Below are 23,661 nucleotides of genomic sequence, written 5' to 3'. Positions count from 1 at the left end.
CCGCTGATCAAACGACCTCATTTTAGATGGACTGAGATTGCCACTGCGCCAACATCTCGGGTTTGTGTAACGCCAACCATTGTAGACTAATCACAGTAGCAGCGTTATCTATTTCCTCATTTTCGAGCCGTGCCATAGCCTCAGAAAAAGGCATCACATGCACTTTGATGTCTTCACCTTCTTCAGGCAAACCATAGATACCACCAGCCTCACTGAGGTCAGCTTTGGCCAGATATAAGTACAAACGCTCCGTAGAACCACCAGGGCTGGATAAATACGACGTCATATAGTGCAGCTCATCTAACACCAGCCCAGCCTCTTCCACCGCTTCTTTGCGCACCACAGCTTCATAATCCAGGCTCCCTTCTGCCATGCCAGCGATGCATTCCAGCAACCAGGGAGAGTCCTTAGTTGCCAGCGCACCGATGCGGATCTGCTCAATGAGTAAGACCTGATCCGTTTTGGGGTCATATGGCAGCACAGCTACCGCATGGCCCCGCTCTAATATCTCGCGATAAATGGTCTGTGACTGACCACCGGCAAACAGCGCATGTTTAAATGCATACAGGTCAATCTTAAAGAATTTGTCATAACAGCGCTCAGGCTCATTAAATTCGACATCCTGATGATTAAATTGTGCAATTGGTTTCATCTTTAATCCCATTTTTTTCATGATCGGGGTTTAATTTTTAACCCCAAGCCCCCATCATAGGGGTTCTCGAATTTTATCTTATTTTACCGTTCTTTAACTGGGGAAGCCCCAAACTGAACCGTATTATATTCTGTTACACTTGTTCTGACGGATTTGCCACTTTCCTTATATAGGAAATGACGAAAACAAGGTAACATGCCGACAATGAAAATTGTCTAAGGACTGAGCAAATAATGAAAAAAAGCATTCTATCTCTGTTTATCGGTGTTGCCTGCGCCCTTTCCAGCACAGCCTCACAGGCAGAAGATCTGTTGCAAGTGTACGAAATTGCCACGGCAAACGATCCCACTGTATTAAAAGCCAAAGCCCAGGCTGACGCACAAAAGTATGCCCAGGACGCAGCCCTTGGCGATCTTTTACCATCACTGGGATTCCGTATGAATTATACGGACAACGATGGTGAATCTACACTGCCTGGCCAGAACGATTCAACCGGCTACACCGTTGTTGATACCTGGGGAGACCAACTAACTCGTACTGTGACACTGAACCAGACTATATTTAGTATGGCAACCTGGCAAAACCTGACCATTGCAGAAAAACAAGCAATGCAGTCGCTGACCAATTATGAGCAGCAACAACAGGATTTGATTGTGCGTGTTGCAGAAGGTTACTTCGACGTACTAAGCAAGCTGGATACACTGGAATTTGTACAAGCCGAAAAACGCGCCATTGAGCGTCAGCTGGAACAAACCAAACAGCGCTATGAAGTGGGTCTGACCGCCATCACCGATGTACACGAAGCTCAGGCACAGTTTGACCAGTCTGTGGCAAACGAGATTGTGGCACAAAATAATGTCGAAACTGCCCGTGAAACCTTGCGTACTATCACAGGTAAGTACCATGCCAAGCTGGACAAACTGAACACAGACAAGTTCTCAACCGTTAAGCCTGGCAAACAGACCAACGACTTTATTGCTCTGGCTAAAGAGCAAAACCTGTCATTGCAGGTCGCAAAATCGGCGTTAGATATTGCTCAGGATCAAATCGACCTGGCTCAGTCTGGTCATTACCCGACCCTGGACTTAACGGCGTCTTATACTGATACATTGAGCAACAGCGAAGGCGCTGAATTACAGCCTCGCACTGATGGTACCAGCATTGGCCTGACGCTAAACGTGCCAATTTACTCAGGCGGTAAAACTGTGGCTGCGACCGATCAGGCACGTGCGTTATACGTTGCAGCCAGTGAAGACTTAGAAGCCGCAATGCGTAACGTGACTCGCTCAGTGATCACCTCTTACAATCAGGTGATGTCGGACGTTGCAACCTACCGTGCGCTAGAGCAGGCCGTTGTATCAGCCGAGAGTGCATTACAAGCAACAGAAGCTGGCTTTGAAGTTGGTACACGTACCATCGTGGATGTATTGGTAAGTACCCGTAACCTTTACAACGCCAAACGTAACCTGGCTGACCTGCGTTATCAATACGTGCTGTCTACGCTAAGACTAAAGCAAGCAGCAGGTACTTTGAACCGTAGCGACTTAGAAGCCATCAACCGAGGTCTGGTTGCAGGCTAACCCTAAGTAAGTTATGAAAAAACCGGCATAAGCCGGTTTTTTTCTGCCCTCAGAAAACCTTGCTCTGGCATGAATTAGAGGTCGGCGCTCATTGCCGCTCTCTTGAGCTGTTCAGCCGATATCGCTAAACTAACCCTTTGAAGTTTGAACGAGAGTCCACCTTTGGTTAACAACCCCACCTTTAAGCTGGCATTTTTAGCCCCTAAGTTCTGGCCAACCTGGCTCAGCGTGTTTTTCTTATATGCCCTGTCCTGGCTTCCGCAGGGCCTGCAATTGTGGCTGGGAAAAATGCTTGGCCGTCTGGTGCACCGCCTGCTGAAGAAACGTCGGCATATTGCCGATGTGAATCTGCGTTTGTGCTTTCCTGATATGGATGAACAGCAGCGTGCCAATATGGTATTAAAAAATATGGAGAACACGGGCATAGCTACATTCGAAACATCGATGGCATGGTGGTGGCCACAGTGGCGTATCAACCGCGTGATAGGCTCAATCAAAGGCATGGAACATATTGAACAGGCACAGAATAATGGCAAAGGCGTACTCCTGCTAGTGCCGCACATGCTACACCTGGAAATGCTTGGCAGAGTATTGGGCACTGAGCAACCTGGTATTGGCTTTTATCGTCCGCATAACAATCCTCTGATGGAATACTTTATGACCAAAGGCCGGTTGCGCTCTAATGAATTCTTGATTGGTAAGCGCGACGTAAAGGGGCTACTACAGGCACTGAAGAATAAAAAACTCTGTTATTACCTGCCCGATCAGGACTATGGTCGCAACCGCTGTGAATTTGCACCTTTTTTTGCCGTACCTGATGCTGCATCTACAACGGGAACACTGCTCTTTGCAGGAAGCAAAAATTGTGAGACATTAAGTTTACATGGCGCCCGGGATGATAAGGAAAATATCATATAGAAATCCAGCCCGCGCTTGCAGCTTTCCCCAGTGGCGATCCTCAAACCGACGTCACGCGGGTTAACCAGCGTATGGAGCAGGCCATTGAACAGGCCCCGGAGCAGTATATGTGGTTGCACCGACGCTTTAAAACGCGTCCGGATGAAAACGCGCCATCGTATTATTAGTAACTTTAGCATTAAGTGTGTCGTGACAGTATGGCTAAAAAACGTTCAAAACGCTTATCAAACATGTGGTTCTGGACCAAACACCTGTCGTTAGGTGTATTACTGGTGTGGGCCGCATATTATTTTTGTATGGCAATCTTCCCTCAATGGAATTTAGGGATACCACTAATGCCGCCGCGCAGGGGTTTACGCAGTTTTACGAGGGGTTTAAACGCAACTTCAACGAGCGTAATACTGAGCGGGACAAATACGTACTGGATCTGGGCAAACCCACCTACCCGCTGGACGATGCCATCGCACAGCGCGGCTTAGTGGTAAAACCCGCACCTCAGCGCTGGACCGGCGAGATCCAACCCCGTCGTTTTGACAGCGGCGAGACCCTGCGTGGTGTGCTGAGCAACTACGCAAAGAAAGAAGACGTTGAGCTATTCTGGTATCTGGATAAAGACTATGTGGTAAAACACAATTTCCGGGTCGACACGAACTTTGTGTCTACTCTGTATCAGGTTGGCACAGCCATTAACGACGACTTTGAATTTGAAGTCTATACCTTCTTTTGTCATCGCCAGCGAGCGGCAGTCATCACCCAAAACCCATCACGCTTTGTGCGCGAAAACTGCCGTCGCCTGACTAAATAATCCATTGAAGCCGGAGAGAGAAGCACTTTCTCCGGCCTTACCCTAATAACTGTTGCCAGGCTGCCCGCACTGCTACCACCAGTTCAGAGACATCCTGCAAGGGTACGCACCGCCCTGCCGCGTTCAGGCTATGTAAGTGATACTGATCACGAAACTCGCAATACGCCTCGGTCAGTGCCTTCTGAGTGCGCTCATCAATGACACCTGCATGATATGCCATCTCGAGAATGCGGATGTTATCGGGGAAACGTGCCAATTCAGAGTGCGCATGGCTGTAATTCAAAACCAGATACTGAGCAATGAACTCAATGTCTGTCATGCCGCCTACGCCCTGCTTCAGATCGAATTGTGAGTCTGTGCTCTTATCCAAATGTCCTCGCATCTTTTCTCGCATCTCAACAATATCCTTGCAAAGTGCGCCACTATCTCTGCTATGGCACAAAACTTCACTGCGGATCTCATTGAATCGAGAAACAAGTTCAGGTTCACCCAGTATCATACGAGAGCGTACCAAAGCCTGATGTTCCCAGGTCCAGGCCTGCTGCAGCTGATACTGATAGAAACTCTCGATATTGATTGCCAGCAAACCAGAATTGCCTTCAGGTCGTAAGCGGGTGTCTAGTTCATACAGGATCCCCGAGTTAGTCCGGGTATTGAACAAGTGCATCAAACGCTGCGCCAGCTTTAAATAGAATTGGCGTGAAGAAATCGACTTATCACCTGTGGTAACGCTGTTACCATCGCGATTATGGACAAACACCAGGTCAAGGTCTGAGTTGTACCCCAACTCCAGCCCACCCGCTTTTCCGTAGGCCACCACAGCAAAGCCTTTGTGTTCGACATCAGCCCCTTCGGGCGCACCATAACGCGCCACCATTTGTTGCCAGGCAATATCCACGGCCTTGGCAATAATGGCTTCTGCCAGCGCAGTGAGGTGATCGCTCACTTTCATGATATCCAATACACCGGTCGCATCTGCCGCAGCAATACGCAGCGCCTGAGTTTGCTTAAACTGGCGCAGCGCTTCCATTTGTAATTCGAGATCCTCACTGTCGATGCGTAAAAAGTACTGCTGTACTTCACTGTAATAGGCACTCAGCGGCAACGGCCGATAAAGCACCGCCGGATCGATCAGCTCATCCAGCAAAATCGGGTAGCGGGCAATTTGCTCTGCTATCCAGACACTGTGAGCACACAATTTAATAAGCTGCTGCAGTGCACCGCGGTTTTCAAACAACAGTTCAAGATAAGCCGTTCGCGAAGCAACTTTCAGTATCACCTGCAGTACCCGCTCCAGTATCTCAGCAACGGGTGCCTGGGTAATCTCACTAAGTAGTGCAGGCATCAGTTTATCCAGTACATCTCTGCCACGCGTCCCCATTTGTATTTTGCTCAATCCCAAATGAAAAGCATCAAGCGACGTTTGCCAGGCTTCGCTGACCGCGTCAGGCAGGGGCGACTCCAGATAACTGATATCGCGTTGCTCCCATGCCGAAATAAACTCTGGCGCCAGCGCTTCTCCCAGCTCAGGCTCTTCACCAATCACCTGAGTAAATTCGGCCCTGACAGCAGCCTGGGCCTGCTCCAGCTTGTTAAGTACCTCGCTGTATTGGGTGCAATCAAGCAACACCGTCAAGCGCAACTGATCCTGTTCGTGATCCGGCAGCGTTTGTGTCTGACTATCGTCAAAAGCCTGTAAATACTGCTCTGTGCGACGTAACAAGAGGTACTGCTGAGACAGCACTTCGCCTACTTCAGCGGGGATTAAACAAAGATGCTGAAGTTGCTGCAATGCCGATAACAAAGACGGCGTCTGTAGCTCTGGCTCGCGGCCTCCGCGGATCATCTGCAGTGCCTGAACAATGAACTCTACTTCCCGGATCCCGCCAGCGCCAAGCTTGATGTTGTTTGTGAGCCCTTTACGCCGTACTTCCTGCGCAATCATATGCTTCATTTTACGCAAGGATTCAATGACCGAAAAATCTATGTAACGTCGAAAAACAAAGGGCCTGATAAGGGTTTTAAATTCGCTCCAATAGCGGTTTTCTTCGCCCAGCAGGCGCGCCTTAAGCATGGCATACCTTTCCCACTCACGCCCCTGATCCTGATAATAGTCTTCCATAGCAGCAAAGCTCATCACCAAGGGCCCGCTATCACCAAAGGGGCGTAAACGCATATCAACCCGAAATACCTGACCGTCGGCAGTGCACTGGTCCAATGCTGCAATGAGCTTTTGTGCCACTTTGGTATAAAACACCTGTGCCTCAATGCTGCGACGTCCACCTTCGGTGGATTTGGCAAATGGATAGGTAAAAATCAGGTCGATATCCGAAGAAAAATTCAGCTCTCCCCCGCCCAGTTTGCCCATCCCCAACACGAGCATAGGTACAGCCTCGCCTTGCTCATCGCACACCTGTCCATTGCTTTTTGCCACACTGGCGTGTGCCCAGCGATTTGCCGCGTCAATCAGCTTTTCACTCAACCGTGACTGATAAGCAATACTGTCGTCAATGGGGTTACCTGCCACCAGGTCGAGCCACATCAGCTTAAGCCAGTAACGCTTGCGGTACTCTCGCAATTGCCTGAAGCAGCTGGCTTCATCGAGTTCACACAGTGGCTCAGTCAGTGGCGATGGACAAGTCCTCAGCCGCATCTGTTCGGCATCCAGCAACCAGTCAATCCACTGTGGGTGACGCTGCAAAATACGATAGGCGAAATCACTCAGGGCGAGCAGCCTTAAAACAGCCTGATTATTCGAGTGTTGGGCAAAAAGTGCCTGACAGCGTTCGAGTGCAAGATGCCCAAGTGAATGGGGCAAGCCACCGAAATCCATAGAAAAATCTCCAGTGCAATTGCAAAAAGCGGTGTTATAGTAAACTTAACTGCCATCACCTTACACTTAGCATGAGTTATTTGTCTTTAGCCAATATCAACTTTTTCGCCATCTTAGTCAGTTTTATCGTGATTTGTCTGTTCACGGTCGCCTTGCGTTTATATGTTCAGTTCAGCGCCAGACAAATGCTGGAAGACGAGCTGGCTAAACGGGATAACTTTGCCTTAGGGATCAGTTATGCCACCCATCTGGCCGTACTGGTGATCTGTTGTGCCTATGTGTTCAATGACACCGGCATGATGGTGTTGCAAGCAGAGTCCTTTCGTAGCGGCGTTATTTTACTCCTGATCTTGGTCTTTATTTATTTCGGCCAGCATATTCATCGCAAGTGGATCCTCTATCAATTCAATGAAGAACAGGCGATTTTAAAACAAAATGTCTGTGCCGCAGTGGTCGACTCGGGCATGTTGATCGGCAACACCATTTTGGTCCTGGGGCTGTATCACTGGATCCACCCGCAAGGCTTTGGCAACTTGCTGGTCGTCACGCTGAGCTTTTTGGTCGTTCAGTTAATGTGTGCACTGGACAGTAAAATTCGCGAGCACCGCTTTGCCAGATATAACCAAGGTGCTTCTTTGCAACAAAACTTTAATCTGGCCAATACCTCGATTGGGATCCGCTACGCAGGCAAGAGTATTGGGCTTGCACTGGCGATTTATGCCGGTTTACACAGCGCACCGTATCATGGTGCGAAAGTGGTCGAAAACCTGTTTGTAATTGTCATGCATTGCGGCGTAATGTGGTTACTTTTATATGGTATCAGTTACTTATTGTTGCAACTGGCGTTACCCAGAGTGGACATTGGGCTGGAAGTTGACCATCAGGACAACATCGGGATTGCTTGTCTGGAGTTTGCTGTTTTCTGCGCAATAGGCTATTTACTTATTAACATGTTCTCAATGTAACCAGGCCTGTTAGTGCGTTTAAACTTAGAAAACTTTTTGCTGGTCGACAGCAACTGGGAGTTCAGCAGAGAGTTTGCTGCGCATCTAAAAGCGCAGCGTCCTGACGTGCCCAGTGAGTTACTGATTGCCGGTGACAACACTAAACAGATGCTGAAAATGATGTTTCAGGAGCAGGTTAAAGATTACTGTTACTGTGACTTTGCAAATGAAATCAGTGTGTCTGAGCTGGCCTCATACCTGCACGAACATCATAAGGTCCGTGGCGTATTGATCTATGCAATTGACTATCACCTCGCCGACGAGACACAAAGGTTTATATTTAATTCATTGCATCGTCAACGAATTACCGTCGAGCAAACCGCCCGGGGATATGTGTACCACCCGCTCAGAGATCCTTTTAATAACAACCATCTGACATGTCATTCCACCGTCTCTGCAACCACCCAGGATACGGTTATCGACTTTGCACAGCATCACACGGACAAAGCAGAATAGGTGCTGGACTCACTGTACATAACCCCTTACCATGACGGCTATTTAACAGCGGAATAGTCCACCATGCGCATACCTCATATTTACCAGCCTTCCGACCTCACCATTGGCCAGACGATTGACCTTGGCGATGATGCTGCCGGGCATGTAGCCCGAGTGCTGCGTATGAGCGAAGGAGATAAACTGAGTTTATTTAATGGCCAGGGCGGAGAGTACCTGGCAACCATCAGCGAAGTCAGTAAAAAGAAAGTCAGGGTCACGCCAGAACAATTTATTGATAAACACGTTGAGTCTCCGCTGTCCATTCACCTTGGCCAGGGCATCTCTCGGGGAGATAAAATGGACTTTACTATCCAGAAATCCGTTGAGCTGGGGATCACTGAAATCACTCCTTTATTTACCACCCGTTGTGGCGTCAAGCTCAGCGGCGAGCGCCTGACAAAGAAACATCAGCAATGGCAAAAAATCGCCATCGCAGCTGCGGAGCAATCTGGCCGCAACACCATTACCACTATCCATCCACCCATTTCAATTGATGAATGGCTGGCGCAATCCAGCGAGGCACTTAAGCTGACGCTTCACCCCAGAGCTGAGCACTCTATCAAAACGCTGCCCGTGCCTGAGCACGGTATTCGCTTTTTAGTCGGCCCTGAAGGGGGTTTTACCGATGAAGAAATGGCTGCAACGGCACAACAGGGATTTATCGATATTCGCCTCGGCCCACGCGTACTGCGCACCGAAACAGCCGCTCTGACGGTACTCAGTGCATTACAACTAGAGTTCGGCGACCTGGCCCTTTAAAACGCCAGTTTCGCCCTCATATCCTAGTCATACAGTTAGCAGTTGAATTGATTCACTTTATATAAGGTTACCCCAATGGCAGCGAAACTTGGGATCATCTCAGATCCAATCAGTGGCTTTAATATCAAAAAAGATACTGGCTTCGCCATGATGCTGGCAGCACAGGCACGTGGTTACGAGCTTTATTACATGGAAATGCAGGATCTGTACTTGTACCAGGGTGAAGCCCGGGCAACCGCTGCCAAAGCAACCGTGTTTGACAACGAACAACATTGGTACGAATTGGCAGAGAAAGACGATATTGCACTGAGCGATCTGGATGTGATCCTGATGCGCAAAGATCCGCCTTTCGATACCGAGTACATCTACGCCACTTATATGCTGGAACGTGCAGAACAAGCCGGCACACTCGTCATCAACAAGCCACAAAGTTTGCGTGATGCCAACGAAAAGCTTTTTACGGCCTGGTTTAGTGAACACACGCCAGACACCTTAGTGACTCGCTCAAGTGCACAGATCCGTGAGTTCCTGACCAAACATGGTGACATCATTCTGAAGCCCCTGGATGGCATGGGCGGCGCCTCAATTTTCCGAGTTCGCCATGACGACCCGAACATCGGCGTGATCTGTGAAACACTCACCGAGCACGGCAGTCGTTTTGCCATGGCGCAAAATTATGTCCCGGCCATCAAAGACGGCGACAAACGGGTTCTGGTCGTCGATGGTGAGGTAATGCCTTACTGTCTGGCACGTATTCCACAAGGCGGCGAAACCCGGGGAAACCTGGCTGCGGGTGGTCGAGGCGAAGCACGCCCTATCAGCGACAGTGACCGTAAAATTGCCGAAGCCGTAGCCCCGGTATTAAAAGAAAAAGGGCTCATTTTTGTTGGTCTGGACATCATAGGCGACAAGCTGACCGAGATTAATGTGACAGCGCCAACGTGTGTGAAGGAAATAGAAGCCGCGTATGATATTTCCATCATGGACAAGTTTTTTGATGCCATTGCGGCAAAACTCGACCATACTAAAGAGTAACGAAAAGGGGGTCTCGCTATGCAATCACTCGCAAATCATTTTTTGGTCGCTATGCCAAATTTGCAAGATCCCTTCTTCAAGCACACAGTCACTTACATTTGTGAGCATAACGAAGAAGGCGCAATGGGCCTGGTCGTCAATCACCCTATTAATGTGACTGTGGGTGAGCTGCTCGATCAGATAGAAATAGATAACGACAAGTCCAGTCAGGCTGCCAGCCAGTCCGTGTTTGCGGGTGGACCAGTTCATACTGACCGCGGATTTGTCCTGCACACCCCAAAGCCGGGCTATGCGTCCAGTCGTGAATTGAGCTCAGATATCATGATCACGACCTCAAAAGACGTACTTGCATCGCTGACATCACATAATTGTCCAGATGCATTTATCATCACACTGGGCTACTCAGGATGGGAACAAGGACAACTCGAAAAAGAGATCCTGGAAAACTCCTGGCTAATCATTGAAGCTGATCCGGCCATTATTTTTAATACCCCACCGGAGAAACGCTGGGAAAAAGCCGTCGAAATGCTTGGCATTGATGCCGGACAACTGAGCACTGAGGCCGGCCACGCCTGAGCACTCACTCTATCGCCACACTGAATGTGACGATTTCTGCGCCTAATGTTTGAGAATACACAATGAGTAATAACGAAAAAAAAGCACCCGGCCAGCGTACGGTCATCGGGTTTGATTTTGGTACCCGCAGTATTGGTCTGGCCGTCGGCCAGGAGCTTACCGGTACAGCCAGTAGTTTGGGCGCAGTAAAAGCCCGTGATGGCATTCCCGACTGGCAGGATATTGCGCCCTATATCGAACAGTGGAAGCCCGATTTACTGGTTGTCGGCTTGCCATTAAATATGGACGGTACGAATCAGGATCTAACCTTCCGCGCCAAGAAATTTGCCAACCGACTGCACAATCAATTCAGGCTACCCGTCGAAACTCAGGATGAGCGATTGACGACAGCCGATGCCAAAGCCCGGTTATTTGAACAAGGTGGATACCGTTCACTGGCTAAAGATAAGATAGACGGCATGTCTGCTATCATCATTCTGGAGAGTTTTTTTGAGGCGCAATGGAGTTAAGTACACGATAGCGCCTTAGATCGGGGATAAATCCGGCCTGCTGGTAAGCCTGACGGATCCGCCCTTGTGATCTGAGCTGGATTAACCCACTTTGTAATGCCTTAAATGCCCGTTCACCGTCAGGATGCAGCCGCGAAACCACAAAGTGACGACTGCCATCAAGCTGAACCACTAGATTTGGATGTGCCACCAGTAAAATGTCATCCAACCTGAACTCATTATTTAAACTCGGCATCAAAGGCATCAACATAAAATCCACCCATTGACGATTGACCATTTGCGCCTGTGAGGCCCATACCGGCTCATTCATTATATGCTTAAGACCCAGGCTGTTTAGCGTTTTCCAGTCTGTCCGCCAACGACTGGTTGACACTGCACTGAGTTCACGCAACTCACTTAAACGGGTCAGGCGTGCAACGGCTAAATTTTCCGGCGCATAGAAAATCCCGGCAAAATACTCACCGCGGCGGATCACTGCCTCACTGATAAACAGTTTATCAGCCTTAGCCTGCGCATCATCAAGCCAGTAGCTGTCAAAACTCAGCAGCAGCTTGCCCTGCTCAAGCAGATTGGAATGACGAAAACTGACATTTCCTGGTCGATATATGAAAGTTTTTTTGAAGCCCCCCAGCGCCAGGGCCTGTTGTACCAGCACCATATCCACCACATCCCGGCGGATGTAATCACCAGAAAACTGTGTCACTTCCAGTGGTGCACGGCCATTGAGAAATCGCAAATAATCGCTATACACATCGTCACGGATATACATTTCCACCGCGTTATGTGTATCACTATTTTGCTCACTGCTTCTCGCCGTTGCATTAAAAGACACGGAGCCGGCAAGCAAACTCAGGGCCAATGCGGCCCCGTATAATGCTTTATCAGCGCTTTTTATCGTCCAGGCCGTCAACAGTAACCCCTTGCAAAAAGCCCGCGCCCTGCTGCTCATTGTTCTGCAATTTAATCATCAGACGAAGATCGTTGGGTGAATCGGCATGGTGTAATGCATCGGCATAGTTGATCCTTTGTTGCTTGTATAAATCAAACAACGCCTGATCAAAGGTTTGCATACCCATTTCTTTGGACTTAGACATGGTTTCTTTAATTGATCCAATATCCCCTTTTTTGATTAACTCCGCGATCATCGGAGAGTTAAGCAATACTTCAATGGCCGCTTCACGCCCTTCCCCTTTGGCCGACGGAACCAGTTGCTGCGCAACAATGGCGCGCAGGTTCAATGCCAGGTCATACTTCAGCTTATCGTGCTTTTCCTTTGGCACCAGGTGCATGATCCGGTCAATCGCCTGGTTAGCATTGTTGGCGTGTAAAGTCGCAACGCATAAGTGGCCAGTCTCAGCAAAACTTAAGGCATATTCCATGGTCTCCCGGGAGCGGATTTCACCAATCAGGATCACATCGGGTGCCTGACGTAAGGAGCTTTTTAATGCTGCTTCAAAGCTTTCTGTATCCAGCCCGACTTCTCGCTGCGTAATGATACTTTTGCGATGCTGGTGAACAAATTCAATGGGGTCTTCGATAGTCAGAATATGACCGCGTTGGTTACGATTGCGATAGCCCAGTAAAGCCGCCAATGAGGTTGACTTACCCGTACCGGTTCCACCAACAAACAATACCAGACCACGCTTAGACATGATCACATCGGTCAATACCGAAGGCAGACCTAAATCGGTTACTTCAGGAATATCCGTTACGATACGGCGGATCACCATACCCGCACAATCGCGTTGCCAAAATGCAGACACCCGGAAACGACCAATCTCGTTCGCCACAGCAAAGTTGCACTCTTTTTCGTCGTGAAACAGCTGCTTTTGCTTGTCACTCATGGCCGACTCAACCATAGCCAGCGATGCCTCAGCATCGAGCACATCGTCATCCAATGCACGTAACTCGCCGTCAATTTTAGCACTCACAGGCAATCCGGCTGACACAAACAAATCTGATGCGCCTTTGTCTTTCATCATTTGCAGATAATGTTCAAGCTCCATCATGACCTCCCGAGATTAATATGTGGTACCGAATTGACTCTTATCATGGGCTTTCGCCTGCGCATCCTGATTAGTGATAAGGCCACGATTCACCAAATTGGTGAGACACTGATCCATGGTCTGCATACCGTGCATTGCACCGGTCTGAATGGACGAATACATTTGCGCAATTTTGTCTTCACGGATCAGGTTACGAATTGCCGGGATCCCCATCATGATCTCATGAGCGGCTACCCGACCGCCGCCGACTTTTTTCACCAGAGTTTGCGAAATAACCGCCTGCAATGATTCAGACAGCATAGAGCGCACCATGTCTTTTTCCTCACCAGGGAAAACGTCTATGATACGGTCAATGGTTTTAGGAGCTGAGGTAGTATGTAGTGTGCCGAACACCAGGTGACCGGTTTCTGCGGCAGTCATAGCCAGTCTGATGGTTTCCAAATCACGCAGCTCCCCCACCAGAATAACATCCGGGTCTTCACGCAGCGCACTGCGCAGTGCAGCATTAAAACTGTGCGTGTCACGGTGCACTTCACGCTGATTGATCAGGCTTAACTTGTTGTCGTGCACAAATTCAATTGGATCTTCAATGGTCAGAATATGGTGATGCTTGTTGCTGTTGATGTAATCCACCATCGCAGCCAGCGTTGTTGACTTACCCGACCCTGTAGGTCCGGTGACCAGCACTAAACCACGCGGACAATCCGAAATTTTTCGGAAGATGTCGGGCGCCCCAAGGTCTTCTAATGTCAGCACTGAGCTGGGAATGGTCCGAAACACCGCCGCAGGGCCGCGACTGGCGTTAAACGCATTAACACGAAAACGCGCCAGATTGGGTACTTCAAACGAGAAATCCACCTCAAGATTTTGCTCATAGTCCTTACGCTGGTTATCATTCATAATATCGTAAACGAGGCTGTTAACGTCCTTCGCTTCCAGTGCAGGAATGTTTACCCGGCGTACATCGCCATCGACACGGATCATCGGTGAAACCCCCGACGAAAGGTGTAAATCCGATGCTTTGTGTTGCACACTAAAGGCCAATAATTCAGTAATATCCATCTAAGACTCCACAACGAGCAAATAATAATATGGTTACAATAGCAGAACGGCTGAACAACGCCTATGATCGCATAGCAAAAGCACAGCAAAAGTGTGCCACAGACCAAGAGGTCGCATTGCTGGCCGTATCAAAAACCAAACCGGTCGAACTCATTGAGCAAGCATACGCTGCCGGGCAGCGCCGGTTTGGTGAGTCCTATGTTCAGGAAGCAGTCGACAAAGTCCGCTACTTTCAGCCGCAAAAAGACATTGAGTGGCATTTCATTGGTCCCATTCAATCTAACAAATCGCGCCAGATTGCAGAGCACTTTTCCTGGGTGCAAAGTGTCGATCGCCTCAAGATCGCACGTCGTCTGAATGAGCAAAGACCCAATAATCTGATGCCGATTAACGTTCTGATCCAGGTGAATATCAGTAACGACGAGCAAAAATCAGGATGTGCTCTGGATGAGCTTGATGAACTGGCCGCCTATATCGACGGCGCGCGTCAGCTGGAGCTGCGTGGACTCATGACAATCACAGCGCAAACCGATGATGCCCAACAACAGCTGGAATATTTTAGCCAAATGAAGGCTTGCTTTGATAAACTAAAGACTCAATATCAACAGCTGGATACCTTGTCGATGGGCATGAGTGGCGATCTTGAAATGGCAGTTCAGGGTGGTGCAACCATGGTACGCATAGGCACGGACATTTTTGGCAAACGACAATAAGGTGACACACTCCTAATGGCTAATAAAACGATTGCATTTATCGGGACCGGAAACATGAGCTACGCCATCATTGGCGGCATGATAAAAAACGGCTTTGCTCCACAGAGCATCATCGCAACCAATCGCAACGCTGAGAAGCTCGCTAAGGCCCATGCCGATTTCGGGGTGCGTACCGAACAAGACAACCTAAAAGCAGTTCAACAAGCCGATGTCATCGTACTGTCTGTGAAACCACAGATGATGGCCGATCTGTGTCAGACCTTTGTCGATGCCGGGCTGGATATCAGCGATAAGCTGTTTGTGTCTGTTGCGGCAGGGATCACCGTCAAACGCCTCAGAGAAATGCTGGCACAAGACGTTAAGCTTGTGCGCTGCATGCCGAACACCCCGTCACTACTTGGGCGTGGCGTGTCAGGTCTGTTTGCCGCTGATATCAGTGATGAAGAAAAAACCTATATTGAGCAAGTATTTTCATCAACTGGCATCGCTATTTGGCTGGATAAAGAATCACAAATCAACGATGTTATTGCCGTCACAGGGTCGTCACCTGCCTACTTTTTCCTGTTTATGGAAGCCATTGAAGAAAAAGCCATTGCGCTGGGCTTTTCACCACAACAGGCGCGTGCACTGGTGCAACAAACCGCACTGGGCGCTGCAGAGATGGCGCTTTCTCAGCAAGACATCAGTATTGAGCAATTGCGTGCTAACGTTACCTCCAAAGGCGGTACCACACACGCAGCCGTTGAACATTTAAAAGCAAATCAGCTACCACAAACTGTAGCCGATGCCATGGATGCCTGTATTGCACGGGCAGAAGAAATGGAACAACAAATCTAGAGGACACACGATGAACGCCATGCAATTTTTGGTAGGGATTATTTTTGACCTGTTTTTGATGGTCGTACTGTTGCGTTTTTGGCTACAATTAGTCAAAGCGGATTTTTATAACCCGCTGAGTCAGGCCGTGATCAAAGCGACCTCTTTCGCCGTTAACCCATTGCGAAAACTGATCCCGGGGTTAGGCGGGCTGGACCTGGCATCTCTGGTACTGGCGCTGTTGGTCGGCTTTGCCAAAATGTCGGTACTGATGCTGATGTTTGGTGGCTACTGGGATGCCATGCAGGCAGCCATTTCAGGTGCCCTGACCGTGATCAAAGAAGCCTTCTCACTGGTGTTCTGGGTATTAGTTATCCGTGCCATTTTGAGCTGGGTGGCACAGGGCTATAACCCGATTGCCGCGGTATTTGATCAGCTTACTGAACCTATGTTGCGCCCAATTCGTAAAATTATCCCACCGCTGGGCGGCCTGGATTTGTCGATACTGGTGGTACTGATTGGCATGCAGTTTTTACAGATTTTAGTGATGGACCTGCTTCGTTAAGCAGTCGGAGTCGTAACAATGAAACCCTTTTTGACACTTATTTCAATGCTGGCCATGCTGCTTTTAGCTCAGCCAGCACAGGCTTCCAATCCACAAGGAGGCCAATACAAACAACTCGGCGACTGGCAGGTACACTATATCGCCTTCCCGTCGACCTTTATTCAGCCAAATATTGCCAGCGCATATGGGTTAACCCGCAGCAACAGCAAGGCCATCATTAATATTTCCGTGCTGGCTGATGATGCCAACAACACAGCGCAGCGCGCCACGCTCACCGGTCAGGCGCGCAACCTGATCGGCAACAAAACCACCTTAACATTTAAAGAAGTGGTTGAAGGCGATGCGGTATACTATCTCGCGCAGATGGATGTGGATCACGAAGACACCTATCGCTTCGAAGTCACCATCCAGCAGGGTAACACGCGCCACGTGCTCAAATTTCAGCAAAAGTTTTATGTAGATTAATATGACCAGACAAATCGTTCTCGCTACCGGCAATCCGGGCAAAGTCGCCGAGCTTGGCAGCATGCTCAAAGATCTGAATATCGAAATCCTGCCGCAAAGCCAGTTTAACGTGGGGGATGTCGAAGAAACCGGCACTACCTTTGTGGAAAATGCCATTATCAAAGCCCGTCATGCAGCCAAAATTACCGGCTTGCCAGCCATTGCAGATGATTCCGGTCTTGAAGTTGATGCCCTCAAAGGCGCGCCTGGAGTGTATTCGGCGCGCTATGCAGGTGCAGGAGCCAGCGACCAGGACAATATCGATAAACTGCTTGAAGCAATGACAGACGTTACAGAGCGGACTGCACGATTCTGGTGCGTACTGGTTTACATGCGCCACGCCGATGACCCTACGCCGGTCATTTGTCAGGCCAGCTGGGAGGGGCGCATTACCGACGATCAGCAAGGTTTACAGGGTTTCGGCTATGACCCGGTTTTCTGGGTTGAACAAACGCAATGCACCTCAGCTCAGCTGAGTAAAGAAGAGAAAAATGCCCGCAGTCACCGCGGTCAGGCATTACAGCAACTGCTGGCGCATTTTAAAGGTCAGCTGTGAAACTCCCACCGTTAAGCTTGTACATTCACGTGCCCTGGTGCGTGCAAAAATGCCCTTATTGCGACTTTAACAGCCATGGCCAAAAAGGCGAGATCCCGGAGCAGGAGTATATTCAGCACCTGCTTGCGGACTTGCGAGCCGACCTGTCTCTGGTACAGGGTCGTAAACTCCACAGTATCTTTATCGGTGGGGGAACCCCCAGCCTGCTCAGTGGCGCAGCCTACACTCAGTTACTGGGAGAAATTGAAGCGCTGATAGGCTTTGCTGATGACATAGAAATCACCCTGGAAGCTAACCCGGGTACGGTGGAAACGGATCGCTTTAAACACTATGTTGCTGCCGGTATCAACCGTATCTCTATCGGCGTGCAGAGCTTGCAAGCAGATAAGTTAAAAGCGCTGGGCCGTATTCATGGTGAACAAGAAGCCCGACATGCCGCCTTTGAAGCCCATGATGCCGGACTTAATAGCTTCAATATGGATCTGATGCATGGTCTGCCGGATCAGTCCGTTGCAGATGCACTAAGCGATCTTCAACAGGTGATAGATCTGAACCCACCCCATTTATCCTGGTATCAGCTCACCATTGAACCCAACACTCAGTTTGCATCTAAGCCACCGACCTTGCCTCAGGATGACATCCTGTGGGATATCCAGGAGCAAGGCCAGGCTTTGCTTGCCAAACATGGCTATCAGCAATACGAAATTTCCGGCTATGCCAAGGCCGGTTACCAATGTCGGCATAACCTGAATTACTGGCAATTCGGCGATTATCTGGGCATTGGCTGCGGAGCTCATGGCAAAATCACCCAACCAGATAGCAATGAAATAGTGCGTACCGTCAAGGTCAAACATCCGCGCGGCTACATGGATCTCACTAAACCCTATTTATACGACAGTTGGCAGGTAAAACCCGCCGATCGCCCGTTTGAGTTCTTTATGAACTGTTTTCGCTTACAGGCGCCATGTACAAAACAGGATTTTTGCGATTATACCGGCTTATCCCTGAGCGAAATTGAACCAGCAATTGCCCGGGCGATTGAACAAAAACTGCTAATAGACCAGGGCGATTCATGGTTGGTAACAATTAAGGGCCACAGATATCTCAATGACCTGCTAGAATTGTTCGTCTGATACCTGCTCTTAGGATAAGATTGGGCTGGTAAGCTTGCCGGTAGATGATAAAACACCTGCCGGACACAATTTTTGTTGGTGACATTGCACCAACACCCGAATCCAAGTGGAACACAATAAAAAAGGTAACCCATGCGTAAAATGACACTCCTTGCCGCAGCCGTGGCAGCAGCGCTCCTCTCAGGTTGTCAGCAAACTGCAGAGCAACCAACTAACACCGCCAAGGCGGAAGTAACACAACAAGTGGTACAAAGCGAAGTAGAAAAGGCTAATGCCTTTTTCGATGAAGTTTTTATGCGCGGCGTGATGCGCAGCCCGGTTTACCAAACTTACCTGGGTATTAAACAAGATTACGACAAGTGGGATGATGGCTCTGAAGCTCGTGCCAAAGAAGATCTGGAGCTCACCAAGAAAGACTTGGTTACTTTAAAGGCAATTGACCGTAGTAAGCTGGATGCACAAACTCAGGTAAGCTATGACTTATTCAAGCAAAACCTGGAGAATCAAATTGCCGATTACAAATGGCGTTATCACACCTATCCGGTCAATCAAATGTACGGCACTCACGCGATGGTCCCTGCATTTTTGATCAACCAGCACCAAATCACTGATGTAAAAGACGCAAAAGCGTATATTTCACGCCTAAATGGTGTTCCTGCAGTATTCGATCAGCTAGTACAAGACCTGGATACCCGTGCTGACAAAGGCATTATCGCGCCTAAGTTTGTCTTCCCTCACGTCATTGATTCAAGCAAAAATATCATCAAGGGTGCGCCGTTTGCCAGCGGTGACGATTCAACTCTGTTGGCTGATTTTAAGCGCAAAGTCAACAAACTTGACATTGCAGACAGTGAGAAGCAAGCCCTGATTGGCGAGGCAACAGAAGCACTTAAAACAGCGGTTAAACCAGCCTACTCTAAGCTAATCAGCTACCTGCAACAGCTTGAAAAGCGTGCTGATACTCGTGACGGTGCCTGGAAGTTCCCTGATGGTGAGAAGTATTTCAACAATGCGCTGGCACGTACCACCACCACAGACTTAACCGCCGCAGAAATCCACAAAATTGGCTTGTCTGAGGTTGCACGTATTCATGATGAAATGCGTGAAATCAAAGAAAAAGTTGGTTTCAAGGGCGATCTAAAAGCCTTTATGCAGTTCATGCGTACCGACAAGCAGTTCTACCTGCCTAACACTGAAGAAGGCAAAGCCAAGTACCTGGCAGACGCGACAGCCATGATAGACAACCTGAAAGGTCGTCTTGACGAGCTGTTCATCGTCAAGCCAAAAGCCGACATGATAGTCAAACGCGTAGAAGCTTTCCGTGAAAAATCAGCGGGTAAAGCCTTCTATCAGCAACCAGCTCCTGATGGCTCACGCCCGGGTGTTTACTATGCAAACCTGTATGACATGGAAGCTATGCCAACCTATCAGATGGAAGCACTGGCTTACCACGAAGGTATTCCTGGCCACCACATGCAAATCGCCATTGCAATGGAACTGGAAAACATGCCTAAGTTCCGTAAGTTTGGCCGCTATACCGCTTACACTGAAGGCTGGGGACTGTACTCTGAGCTGGTACCAAAAGAAATGGGCTTGTATGAAGACCCGTATTCTGACTTTGGCCGCCTGGCGATGGAACTATGGCGTGCTTGTCGCCTGGTCGTAGACACTGGTATCCATGCAATGAAGTGGACGCGTCAGGAAGGCATTGATTACTATGTAAACAATACACCAAACGCGAAGTCAGACGCAGTGAAAATGGTAGAGCGCCACATCGTGATCCCATCTCAGGCGACGGCTTACAAGATTGGTATGCTGAAAATTGTTGAACTGCGTGAAGCTGCTAAGAAAGAGCTGGGCGACAAGTTCGATATTCGTCAGTTCCACGATGTAGTGCTAAAAAGTGGCCCGGTGCCGCTGAACGTACTAGAGCAGTTCGTGAACGAATGGGTTGCCAGCAAAAAAGCCTAATCACATGGCTCTGGCGATACCATCTTGAACGCGGTATTCGCCAGAATAATGTGTAAGCAAGCCCCGCCATGTGCGGGGCTTTGTATTTTAATCTCCCCGCCAAGCTTTTGAGTCACCAGGTTGTAGATAATACTCAGCCCCAGCCCTGTGCCACCCGAATGACGTTTTGAAGTAACAAAAGGCTCAAAAATCACTGGCAGCAGTTCCTTATCAATCCCCTGCCCGTCGTCTTTAAAATAGAAGTGCACATAGTCATTCACGATATGCGCCGAGACAATGATGGTAAGCTGTCTGTCTGGATGTTTACCATGCAAAATACTGTTGTTCAGACTATATCCGATGATCTGATTAAACACATTGGGGTAACTGCTGAGGATCAGATTATCCGGTATTTCGACTTCAATTTTGTATTCCTCCTCAGGCAGTTCGCTGCGATAGCAATCAAACACCCCTTCCACAAGGGTTTTCAGGTCAAACTCCATTTCCGTATCGTAATGCTGCTGTGCCGATACCTTTTTAAAGTCGTCGATGAGCGAGGCAGTGCGGTGCAAGTTGTTTTCGAGCAAGAATAGCGCCGATTCAGCCTCCCCGATAAGATTAGTCAGCGTGGTTTTCTTCAGCTGGCCACTGTCTAAATCGCGGCGCATATTCTCGACCTGTGCTTTAAGATGAGACTGACTGGTAATAGCGATCCCCAATGGAGTGTTTAGTTCATGAGCAAAGCCACTGACCATATTGCTCAGGCTGGCCATTTTGGCCTCTTCAATTAGCCGCTGCTGGGCCGCGCTGAGCCGGGCCATCAGGGTCTCAATAAAATCGAGTAGTTCATCAAGATGGTGCCCTATCTGCGCAATTTCATCTTCACTTTTGAGGTTTACCCGTAAAGAAAAGTCTTCATGTTTAGCAACCCTGACAAGCACTCTGCCAATGGCCATGACCTGCTCGGATACCCGACTGTTCAGATAGTACAACAGCAGCAGACTAAAACCGCTACTGAGTACGATTGATAGCAAGCTGATCAGGATCAGCTGTTGCTGCTCCTCCTGATACGCACTGAAAAGCTGTTTAGCCACAATTGTAAAATGGCCGCGTATTGCCAGTTTCAGCTCACCCAACTCACCACGTACGCCCTGGTTATGATCCAGCCCCTGTTTTTGCAGCACATTGGTGTATACGACAAAGCCATTCTGATAATGCTCCAGCGTCAACAGAAATGCCTCTGCACGATCGGGAAACTGTGTCCGGATGCGATTTTTGGCTTGCAGGATAAGATCGCCATGCAGATTGAGATAGTTTCTGTCGAGCCGGAGCAAAAAGTCTTTTTCCCGTCGTCTCAACTCCAAAAGCAAGATCTCCAGTTGCGGGTCTTGTGCCTCTTTGGCAAGCGCCTGCAAGGCATGCGCTTTACTACGGAACTCACCATACACACCATCGTCTTTATCATAGCCCAGCAGCGCCTGCATAGAGGCCAGCTGCTCGTACAACTCGGCGAACTGGTTAACCTGCTCATCGAGCTTAAACAGCAACTCAAGATGTTGATGATCAGTCATCAGTAAAGCGACCAGCTCATTGAAGCTATCCCGATACGCATAACGATAATCATCAATAGAGAGCAACGAAGCTTTCTGCCTTTCAATCACAAACCGCTCTTCTTGATCTAACAACCGCTGGATCTGGGTTTGTAATTTAAATAAATGATCGTTGAGTTGCTTGCTATGATCCAGCTCCCGGTAAAGAAACCAGCTCACCGTCGCAATGATCAACGCCGCACCAATGGCGGCCACTTTGAATAACAAAAGTGACTGTTTTAACTGCACAAATAAGTTCCTGACTTGCCCCTATCCCTCCTAAGCTTAGACAACATAATCGGGTTCGGCGAGCATTACCAGACTTTGCATCATTCGCTCACGGTAAAAAATACTCTCCTTTATAAAGCACCGCTCGCTATGGTTATCCCTAGCCTGATTTTCATTTAATCCAATGCGGTCTAGACTTAATAGCATAAGTTCATTCAGACCTGATGCAGTTGGGTTGCAGTTACTTAGAGTGAAGGCATGAGCAGCTTAGGTAAACCCAATAGTCCGTTATCCCCTGGCAGGCGCACTTTTTTGCGCCAAAGTACCGCCTTACTGCCTCTGCTGGGAACACAGTTGCAAGCAAAGCAACCAGACTGCACCGGAGCACGTTACCGTCTAGTCTTTGCCTCCCCCTACAATACCGAGTTATGGCTGTCTTCTCCTCATATGCACCAGCAGCTGAAACACAATATTGAAGACTTTTCTAATGGTAAGATCTGTGTGGAGATCCGCGATAAAGGCCAGCTAGGTGTTGGCCATGAGCTGGCTGTACAGGTTTCCAGAGGTGCCATTCAGGGTGCGCTGCTGAGTGTCTCTAACCTGTCACCTATTGTGCCTAAGCTCGATATTCTCAATATTCCCTTTTGGGCTGCACAGTCTCAGTCTTACCTGAATCTCATCACCTCAAAATTATGGCAGCAACAGGTCACTGATCAGATCCGTGCTCGGGGCGAGGTCGCGATCTTGCTCTATCATCTGCCAGGTGCCAGAACCCTGACCTCCACACGTCATTACGGCAAATTGCTGAAAACGCCCAGCGACATCATTGATGTGATTTTTCGTGTGCCCGCCAGTCAGGTACTCAGACAGTTTTACCAACTCTGTGGCACCACTCCTGTTCAGGTGGCCTGGAAAAAAGCAGCTATGCTTGCTGCTCGTAAACGCTTCGATGCTCTGGACCCGTCGGTAACCGGGTTATATAACGGCCCAAACGGATTAAACCGCCACATTGGGGCTGTATCTTTGATCAACTCAGTGCAGGACGGTTGGGTATCCGTGATTAACCAGCAGTGGCTTAAAGCACTGCCAAGAAAACTACGCATCGCCGTTTGGGAGGGGGCAGAGAAAACCTTTACTCAGCATCTGCCGATGGCCCGCCAAACAGCGCTTTACTGCCAAAGAGGCTTGCTCAGAAATGGCGCGACCATTTATTACCCCAGTGCCGATGAGATGGCCGCCTGGCAGGAGATTGGTGGTTATCAGCGCCGCGAATGGCACGCCACTAAGGTAGCACTGCTTGGGAAAGTCAGTGCCTTTGATGCCTTTGTGGCCGCCACACAGGTCAATAATGGCCTGACTTTCCCAACCTAATC

21 protein-coding genes and 2 pseudogenes are annotated in these 23,661 nt (G+C 49.0%); 17 read left to right on the top strand and 6 right to left on the bottom strand.

What is annotated here, in order from left to right; translation table 11 throughout:
- Window positions 1–22: 22 nt before the first annotated feature.
- Window positions 23–652 carry an NUDIX domain-containing protein gene (locus ELR70_RS08270; protein WP_082353139.1) on the bottom strand — a complete coding sequence of 210 codons (630 nt, stop codon included), beginning with the start codon at window positions 650–652 and terminating at the stop codon, window positions 23–25.
- Between the two features lie 233 nt (window positions 653–885).
- On the opposite strand from ELR70_RS08270, the gene tolC reads away from it, so the two are divergent.
- The 3 genes and pseudogenes from tolC (at window position 886) to ELR70_RS08255 (ending at window position 3,955) form a co-directional block, all read left to right on the top strand.
- Window positions 886–2,232 carry an outer membrane channel protein TolC gene (gene tolC / locus ELR70_RS08265; protein WP_054014526.1) on the top strand — a complete coding sequence of 449 codons (1,347 nt, stop codon included), beginning with the start codon at window positions 886–888 and terminating at the stop codon, window positions 2,230–2,232.
- A gap of 162 nt (window positions 2,233–2,394) precedes the next feature.
- Window positions 2,395–3,317 (top strand): annotated as a pseudogene (lpxL, locus tag ELR70_RS08260) (LpxL/LpxP family Kdo(2)-lipid IV(A) lauroyl/palmitoleoyl acyltransferase).
- 30 nt (window positions 3,318–3,347) lie between these two features.
- Window positions 3,348–3,955, top strand: a pseudogene (locus tag ELR70_RS08255) (TcpQ domain-containing protein).
- A 37-nt stretch (window positions 3,956–3,992) separates the two neighbouring features.
- On the opposite strand, the gene glnE reads toward ELR70_RS08255, so the two are convergent.
- Window positions 3,993–6,788 (bottom strand): bifunctional [glutamate--ammonia ligase]-adenylyl-L-tyrosine phosphorylase/[glutamate--ammonia-ligase] adenylyltransferase, encoded by a 2,796-nt coding sequence (gene glnE, locus ELR70_RS08250; protein ID WP_054014523.1) that lies wholly within the window; start codon window positions 6,786–6,788, stop codon window positions 3,993–3,995.
- Between the two features lie 71 nt (window positions 6,789–6,859).
- Here glnE and ELR70_RS08245 point away from each other — a divergent pair, with 71 nt between their 5' ends.
- The 6 genes from ELR70_RS08245 (at window position 6,860) to ruvX (ending at window position 11,166) form a co-directional block, all read left to right on the top strand.
- A complete protein-coding gene (locus tag ELR70_RS08245) occupies window positions 6,860–7,753 on the top strand; it encodes a hypothetical protein (protein WP_054014522.1) in 894 nt (297 codons plus the stop codon).
- 12 nt (window positions 7,754–7,765) lie between these two features.
- Window positions 7,766–8,248 carry a hypothetical protein gene (locus tag ELR70_RS08240; protein WP_054014521.1) on the top strand — a complete coding sequence of 161 codons (483 nt, stop codon included), beginning with the start codon at window positions 7,766–7,768 and terminating at the stop codon, window positions 8,246–8,248.
- A gap of 63 nt (window positions 8,249–8,311) precedes the next feature.
- Entirely contained in the window at window positions 8,312–9,046 is a 735-nt protein-coding gene (gene rsmE / locus ELR70_RS08235; protein WP_054014520.1) for a 16S rRNA (uracil(1498)-N(3))-methyltransferase, read from the top strand.
- A 75-nt stretch (window positions 9,047–9,121) separates the two neighbouring features.
- Window positions 9,122–10,081: a glutathione synthase gene (gene gshB, locus ELR70_RS08230; RefSeq protein WP_054014519.1), complete on the top strand. Its 960-nt coding sequence runs from the start codon at window positions 9,122–9,124 to the stop codon at window positions 10,079–10,081.
- Between the two features lie 18 nt (window positions 10,082–10,099).
- The gene (locus ELR70_RS08225) at window positions 10,100–10,657 is read left to right on the top strand and encodes a YqgE/AlgH family protein (protein ID WP_054014518.1); all 558 of its coding nucleotides are present in this window, start codon (window positions 10,100–10,102) and stop codon (window positions 10,655–10,657) included.
- Between the two features lie 62 nt (window positions 10,658–10,719).
- Window positions 10,720–11,166, top strand: coding sequence for a Holliday junction resolvase RuvX (gene ruvX, locus ELR70_RS08220; RefSeq protein WP_054014517.1), 447 nt, complete (start codon window positions 10,720–10,722; stop codon window positions 11,164–11,166).
- On the opposite strand, the gene ELR70_RS08215 is transcribed toward ruvX, so the two are convergent.
- The 3 genes from ELR70_RS08215 to ELR70_RS08205 are packed head-to-tail and all read right to left on the bottom strand — an operon-like array spanning window position 11,129 to window position 14,234.
- Window positions 11,129–12,076 (bottom strand): hypothetical protein, encoded by a 948-nt coding sequence (locus ELR70_RS08215; RefSeq protein ID WP_235577069.1) that lies wholly within the window; start codon window positions 12,074–12,076, stop codon window positions 11,129–11,131. The genes ruvX and ELR70_RS08215 overlap by 38 nt on opposite strands.
- Window positions 12,048–13,172: a PilT/PilU family type 4a pilus ATPase gene (locus ELR70_RS08210; protein WP_054014516.1), complete on the bottom strand. Its 1,125-nt coding sequence runs from the start codon at window positions 13,170–13,172 to the stop codon at window positions 12,048–12,050. Before ELR70_RS08210 ends, ELR70_RS08215 begins: the two co-directional genes overlap by 29 nt.
- Before the next feature lie 15 nt (window positions 13,173–13,187).
- Entirely contained in the window at window positions 13,188–14,234 is a 1,047-nt protein-coding gene (locus ELR70_RS08205; protein ID WP_054014515.1) for a type IV pilus twitching motility protein PilT, read from the bottom strand.
- A gap of 29 nt (window positions 14,235–14,263) precedes the next feature.
- Here ELR70_RS08205 and ELR70_RS08200 point away from each other — a divergent pair, with 29 nt between their 5' ends.
- From ELR70_RS08200 to ELR70_RS08170, 7 genes are all read left to right on the top strand, one after another.
- Complete coding sequence (locus ELR70_RS08200) at window positions 14,264–14,947, top strand: YggS family pyridoxal phosphate-dependent enzyme (RefSeq protein WP_054014514.1); 684 nt, start codon at window positions 14,264–14,266, stop codon at window positions 14,945–14,947.
- Between the two features lie 15 nt (window positions 14,948–14,962).
- On the top strand, window positions 14,963–15,784 hold the full coding sequence (gene proC / locus ELR70_RS08195) for a pyrroline-5-carboxylate reductase (RefSeq protein ID WP_054014513.1): 822 nt from the start codon (window positions 14,963–14,965) through the stop codon (window positions 15,782–15,784).
- Window positions 15,785–15,794: 10 nt separating this feature from the next.
- Complete coding sequence (locus tag ELR70_RS08190) at window positions 15,795–16,328, top strand: YggT family protein (RefSeq protein ID WP_054014512.1); 534 nt, start codon at window positions 15,795–15,797, stop codon at window positions 16,326–16,328.
- An 18-nt stretch (window positions 16,329–16,346) separates the two neighbouring features.
- Complete coding sequence (locus tag ELR70_RS08185) at window positions 16,347–16,793, top strand: DUF4426 domain-containing protein (RefSeq protein WP_054014511.1); 447 nt, start codon at window positions 16,347–16,349, stop codon at window positions 16,791–16,793.
- Window position 16,794: 1 nt separating this feature from the next.
- Window positions 16,795–17,388, top strand: a complete 594-nt coding sequence (rdgB, locus tag ELR70_RS08180; RefSeq protein ID WP_054014510.1) for an RdgB/HAM1 family non-canonical purine NTP pyrophosphatase — start codon at window positions 16,795–16,797, stop codon at window positions 17,386–17,388.
- A complete protein-coding gene (hemW, locus tag ELR70_RS08175; protein ID WP_054014509.1) occupies window positions 17,385–18,521 on the top strand; it encodes a radical SAM family heme chaperone HemW in 1,137 nt (378 codons plus the stop codon). The genes rdgB and hemW overlap by 4 nt, the downstream gene beginning before the upstream one ends.
- Before the next feature lie 132 nt (window positions 18,522–18,653).
- On the top strand, window positions 18,654–20,492 hold the full coding sequence (locus ELR70_RS08170) for a DUF885 domain-containing protein (RefSeq protein ID WP_054014508.1): 1,839 nt from the start codon (window positions 18,654–18,656) through the stop codon (window positions 20,490–20,492).
- On the opposite strand, the gene ELR70_RS08165 is transcribed toward ELR70_RS08170, so the two are convergent.
- The gene (locus ELR70_RS08165) at window positions 20,489–22,309 is read right to left on the bottom strand and encodes a HAMP domain-containing sensor histidine kinase (protein WP_054014507.1); all 1,821 of its coding nucleotides are present in this window, start codon (window positions 22,307–22,309) and stop codon (window positions 20,489–20,491) included. The two genes, ELR70_RS08170 and ELR70_RS08165, sit on opposite strands and share 4 nt — an antisense overlap.
- Before the next feature lie 291 nt (window positions 22,310–22,600).
- Here ELR70_RS08165 and dctP point away from each other — a divergent pair, with 291 nt between their 5' ends.
- Window positions 22,601–23,659, top strand: a complete 1,059-nt coding sequence (gene dctP, locus ELR70_RS08160) for a TRAP transporter substrate-binding protein DctP (RefSeq protein ID WP_164881436.1) — start codon at window positions 22,601–22,603, stop codon at window positions 23,657–23,659.
- The last annotated feature ends 2 nt before the right edge of the window (window positions 23,660–23,661 follow it).

Source organism: Pseudoalteromonas sp. R3, assembly GCF_004014715.1.
Classification (GTDB): Bacteria; Pseudomonadota; Gammaproteobacteria; order Enterobacterales; family Alteromonadaceae; genus Pseudoalteromonas.
Note: the sequence above shows the minus strand (reverse complement) of the source record. Positions and strands in the feature narration are given on the sequence as shown.

Bases quoted from the DNA above. Each gene is read 5' to 3' on its own strand.
- ELR70_RS08270 (WP_082353139.1), bottom strand. From the start codon at position 652: ATGAAACCAATTGCACAATTTAATCATCAGGATGTCGAATTTAATGAG.
- tolC (WP_054014526.1), top strand. From the start codon at position 886: ATGAAAAAAAGCATTCTATCTCTGTTTATCGGTGTTGCCTGCGCCCTT.
- glnE (WP_054014523.1), bottom strand. From the start codon at position 6,788: ATGGATTTCGGTGGCTTGCCCCATTCACTTGGGCATCTTGCACTCGAA.
- ELR70_RS08245 (WP_054014522.1), top strand. From the start codon at position 6,860: ATGAGTTATTTGTCTTTAGCCAATATCAACTTTTTCGCCATCTTAGTC.
- rsmE (WP_054014520.1), top strand. From the start codon at position 8,312: ATGCGCATACCTCATATTTACCAGCCTTCCGACCTCACCATTGGCCAG.
- gshB (WP_054014519.1), top strand. From the start codon at position 9,122: ATGGCAGCGAAACTTGGGATCATCTCAGATCCAATCAGTGGCTTTAAT.
- ELR70_RS08225 (WP_054014518.1), top strand. From the start codon at position 10,100: ATGCAATCACTCGCAAATCATTTTTTGGTCGCTATGCCAAATTTGCAA.
- ruvX (WP_054014517.1), top strand. From the start codon at position 10,720: ATGAGTAATAACGAAAAAAAAGCACCCGGCCAGCGTACGGTCATCGGG.
- ELR70_RS08210 (WP_054014516.1), bottom strand. From the start codon at position 13,172: ATGGAGCTTGAACATTATCTGCAAATGATGAAAGACAAAGGCGCATCA.
- ELR70_RS08205 (WP_054014515.1), bottom strand. From the start codon at position 14,234: ATGGATATTACTGAATTATTGGCCTTTAGTGTGCAACACAAAGCATCG.
- ELR70_RS08200 (WP_054014514.1), top strand. From the start codon at position 14,264: ATGGTTACAATAGCAGAACGGCTGAACAACGCCTATGATCGCATAGCA.
- proC (WP_054014513.1), top strand. From the start codon at position 14,963: ATGGCTAATAAAACGATTGCATTTATCGGGACCGGAAACATGAGCTAC.
- ELR70_RS08190 (WP_054014512.1), top strand. From the start codon at position 15,795: ATGAACGCCATGCAATTTTTGGTAGGGATTATTTTTGACCTGTTTTTG.
- ELR70_RS08185 (WP_054014511.1), top strand. From the start codon at position 16,347: ATGAAACCCTTTTTGACACTTATTTCAATGCTGGCCATGCTGCTTTTA.
- rdgB (WP_054014510.1), top strand. From the start codon at position 16,795: ATGACCAGACAAATCGTTCTCGCTACCGGCAATCCGGGCAAAGTCGCC.
- ELR70_RS08170 (WP_054014508.1), top strand. From the start codon at position 18,654: ATGCGTAAAATGACACTCCTTGCCGCAGCCGTGGCAGCAGCGCTCCTC.